Consider the following 4,373-nt stretch of genomic DNA (forward strand, 5'->3'; position numbering starts at 1 on the left):
ACCAGGGCGGCCACGAGCAGGTCGGCCGCGGTCGGCACGGTGCCGCGCAGCAGCGGAGCCCCCGGCCACACCAGGGCCTGGGCGCAGATCAGCAGGACCGGGAGCAGCCGGTCGTCGGTTCGTTTCATGACACCCAAAGGCTATGGGCGCAGGTGAACGGCCCGGCTCAGGCTGAAGGGGGATTACCGCCCCGGTCCTCTCTATCTCTGGTTCCACGCGGCAACCGTCCTCCAGCCGGAGGACCGCGTCCCGCCCCGCTCCTAGGCTCGATCACATCGAGGGAAGCGGTCGACCACCGCCTCCCACACCATCCACACCATCCAGGGGGATCTCCCATGTCCATGTCCAAGCGCGCTCTCGTCTCCTCGCTCGTCGGCGTCGCGGCGGTCGGCGGAGTCGTCGCGGCCGGTCTCGCCGCCTCGGCCGCCTCCACGCCCACCGAGCCGACCCTCACGAACGGCTCCGCCCACTACACGGCCCCGACCGGCAGCGCCGCCGGCTCCTTCACCTACACCGTGGACGTCACCGACAACTCGGGCATCCGCGGCCTCAAGGTCATCGCGTGGCCCGCGAGTTCGAAGCTGAACCCGACCAAGGCGGACCTCCGGTACGTCGACTCCGCCACGTGCAAGAGCACCTCGGACGACACCTCGCGCTGCATCTACACGTTCAAGGTCACCAAGAAGGAGGCGGCCGAGGCGGCCAAGGGCACCTGGTACGTCTCGACGCTGGCGACGGCCAAGGACGGCGACACGGTGTTCGTGTCCAAGGCCGCCACGTTCGACATCGCGGGCTGACACTCACGTATACAGGCACGGCGCCCCGCCTCGACCGAGGCGGGGCGCCGTCGTCGTAGTGGAAACAGACGGAGTCATGGTGAGAACGGAGATCAGGGCATGAGCAACTCCCCTGCGGCGGGCGGAGGATACTCCGGTACCCCGCTCGCCAAGAAGATCGGCGTCAAGCCCGGCCACCGGGTGCGGCTGCATCACGCACCCGCCGAGTGGGACATCCCCGGGCTGCCCGACGACTGCGAGGTCACCGACGGCGGGACGCGCGGCGCGGACGTCACCGTCGCCTTCTACCGGGAGCGGAAGGAACTGGACGCGGAGGGGCTGGAGTTGGTGCTCGGTCTCGCTGACACCGCCATGTTCTGGATCGCCTGGCCGCGCAAGGCCGCGGGCCATGTCAGTGACATCACCGAGAACGGCCTGCGCGACCTCTTCCTCCCGCTCGGGGTCGTCGATGTGAAGGTCGCGGCGCTGGGCGAGGACTGGTCGGGGCTGAAGTTCGTGCGGCGGAGGGAAAACCGGCAAAGCCACAACAAAGGTCCCGCAAAATGAACTTGAGTCGTAGCCACCTGCCGACTTGAGGCAACATCTTGGTGAACGGCGAGTGCCGCGCGGTCGGAGCGCGGGCATCGCCGGATGCGTGGATGGCCGATTGGCCGATTGGCCGGATGGAGTGTGGACGTGGTGGAGCCGAGGATCGCCGTCGCCGTGGTGACCATGGGAAATCGGCCCGCCGAGGTCGATGCGCTGCTCGAATCCGTGGCCAAGCAGGACCTCCCGCCGGCCCGCATCGTGATCGTCGGAAACGGCTGCCGGCTCCCCGAGTTCGCCGACCGGCTCTCGCTGCCCGGAGAGGTCACCACCATCGACGTCGACGAGAACCTCGGCTGCCCCGGCGGCCGTAACGTCGGCCTGGCCCGGCTGCGGGAGTTCGGCGACGTGGACGTAGTGGTCGAACTCGACGACGACGGACTGCTCGTCGACGCGGACGTGCTGCGCCGGGTGCGGGACCTGTACGCGGCCGAACCCCGCCTCGGCATCGTCGGGTTCCGGATCGCCGACGAGCAAGGCGAGACCCAGCGGCGGCATGTGCCGCGGGTCGGCGCGGGGGACCCGATGCAGGGCGGATACGTCACCGGGTTCCTCGGCGGCGGGCACGCGCTGAGCATGGCCATGCTCGCCGAGACGGGGGACTGGCCGGCCGAGTTCTTCTTCGCGCACGAGGAGACCGACCTCGCCTGGCGGGCCGCCGACGCGGGCTGGCGCATCCGCTACGCCCCCGAGCTCCTCCTCCAGCACCCCAAGACCTCACCCGCCCGGCACGCCATCTACTACCGGGTGACCGCCCGCAACCGGGTCTGGCTGGTCCGGCGCCGGCTGCCGCTCGCGCTGATCCCGGTGCACCTGGGCGTGTGGACGCTGCTCACCCTCGTACGGACGCGGTCGCTCGGCGGACTGCGGGCGTGGTTCGGCGGGTTCGTGGAGGGCGTGCGCGAACCGGCGGGGGAGCGGCGGGCCATGCGCTGGCGGACGGTGTGGCGGCTGACGCGGCTGGGCCGCCCGCCTGTCATCTGACCAGGAGAGTCGGTAGTCGGTAGCCGGTAAGGGACGAGGGCTCCGGTCGTTCACCTCCGACGACCGGGGCCCTCTCGCGTCCCCGGACCCGGCCACGACGGCGACACTCCCCCGAGTTGCGCGTCGTACGCGCGCACCGTCGGGCCAGCTCCGATGAAGTGATCACATCAGGTCGCACCAACGAATCGCTAACATGTGGCCAACGGTGCGCCCGATGCTCCGGCGACCGATGGCCTGAAGTCGCCGCGCGGTAGCGGGGGAGGGCGGGTACGGTAGCGGATCCCGGCCCTCGGCGACCGGGACAGGCTGGCGGGAAACCGCCGGTTACAGGGCGGAAATCCGCCAAGGACGGCGGAGACCTCCGCCGCGGAGCACGGCCGCCAGTGGCCGCGCGGAAGGGCGACGGGTCGGTGTGATGCGGTGCGAGCTGCGGTTCGGACTGCTGGGCACGACTGTCCTCTACGGCCGTGACGGCGACCTGGTGCAGCCCATCGGCGGCACCAAGGTGCGGGTCCTGCTCGCCGCGCTGCTCCTGGAACCCGGCCGGGTCGTCTCCGTCGACGCGCTCAAGGACGCCCTGTGGGGCGGCTCACCGCCGGCCTCCGCGCACGCCTCGCTGCACAACCACGTGACCCGGCTGCGCCGCCTCCTCGACGACCCCGAACGGCTGCGCGCGGTATCTCCGGGCTACCAACTCCGCGTGGACGAGGGTGAGTTGGACGTCCATGTCTTCGAGTCCCACGTCACCGCCGCCCGCACCGCACACGCCGGCCGGGACTGGCCCCGGACCGTCCGCGCGTGCACGGCGGCGCTCGCCCTGTGGCGCGGCACCCCGCTCAGCGGCCTGCCCGCCGAACTCGGCGGCTACGCCTTCGCACAACGCCTCACGGAGGCCCGCCTCCTCGCCCTCGAATGGCGCTACGACGCCGAGCTGGCCCTCGGTGGCGTACGACTCGGCGCGCTGGTACCGGAGTTGGCCGCGCTGGTCGCCGACCATCCCCTCCGGGAGGGCTATCACCGCCAGCTGATGCTCGCCCTCCACCGCACCGGCCGCCAGCCGGAGGCCCTGGCCGTCCACCGCGACCTGCGCAACCGCCTGATCGAGGAACTCGGGATCGAACCGGGGGTGGGGGTGCGGGAGGCGCATGTGGAGGTGTTGCGGGGGGTGGTGGTTCGGGAGGGGGGTGGGGGTTTCGGTCTCGGCGGTCTTGGTGGGGGCGGCGGGGGTGTCGGCGCGGACGGGGCGGCGAATGTAGCGGATGCGACGGGTGGGCTCGGTGGGCTCGACGAGACTGGTGGGGCTGACACGGCTGGTGGGTCTGGAGCGGCCGATGGGTCCGGCGCGGCTGGCGTGACTGGTGGGTCCGGCATGACCGGTGGGTCTGGTGGGTTTGCCGGGCCCGGAGCCGCCGATGGGCCTGGCACGGCCAGTGGGTCCAGTGGCTCCGATGGACCCGATGGACCCGGCATCCGGGATCAGCCGCTCCCGTCACCCCCATCGCTCCCGTCACCCTCGTCGTCCTCGTTGCCCCACCCCGCCCAACTCCCGCCCCCACCCGCCCACTTCACCGGTCGCGCCGACACCCTCGACGCCCTGCGCAACATCCTCGCGCGCCCTTCCGCGGAGCCCGGCTCGCACCCCCTGGTCGTCATCAGCGGCATGGCCGGCGTGGGCAAGAGCGCCCTCGCGCTGCACACCGCCCATGAGCTGCGGGAACACTTTCCCGACGGGCAGTTGTACGTGAACCTGCACGGCGCCACCCCGGGCATGGCCCCCCTCACCTCCGGCCAGGCCCTCCACGCGCTGCTCCGTGACCTCGGCGCCGAACCCCGGCACATCCCCGAACACCCGGACGCGGCAGCCGCGTTGCTGCGCTCGCTGCTGGCGCCGACCCGCACGCTGATGGTGTTGGACGACGCCGGGAACGCCGCCCAGGTACGGCCGTTGCTGCCGGCCGGCACCGGCTGCGCGGTGCTCGTCACCAGCCGTTCGCCGCTGACCGCCCT

General features: G+C 71.7%; 4 protein-coding genes. All 4 read left to right on the forward strand.

All coding sequences use genetic code 11. The features are described from left to right. The first annotated feature begins 335 nt into the window (after positions 1-335). The gene (locus tag R6V09_RS47070) at positions 336-797 is read left to right on the forward strand and encodes a DUF5707 domain-containing protein (RefSeq protein WP_317887599.1); all 462 of its coding nucleotides are present in this window, start codon (positions 336-338) and stop codon (positions 795-797) included. Positions 798-896: 99 nt separating this feature from the next. After that, positions 897-1,343, forward strand: a complete 447-nt coding sequence (locus R6V09_RS47075) for a DUF3052 domain-containing protein (RefSeq protein ID WP_317887600.1) — start codon at positions 897-899, stop codon at positions 1,341-1,343. A gap of 129 nt (positions 1,344-1,472) precedes the next feature. Continuing rightward, positions 1,473-2,366, forward strand: coding sequence for a glycosyltransferase family 2 protein (locus tag R6V09_RS47080; RefSeq protein WP_317887601.1), 894 nt, complete (start codon positions 1,473-1,475; stop codon positions 2,364-2,366). Positions 2,367-2,781: 415 nt separating this feature from the next. Then, a partial coding sequence (locus tag R6V09_RS47085) for an AfsR/SARP family transcriptional regulator (protein WP_317887602.1) occupies positions 2,782-4,373 on the forward strand: 1,592 nt, incomplete at its 3' end.

The organism is Streptomyces sp. W16 (assembly GCF_033194735.1).
Taxonomy (GTDB): domain Bacteria; phylum Actinomycetota; class Actinomycetes; order Streptomycetales; family Streptomycetaceae; genus Streptomyces.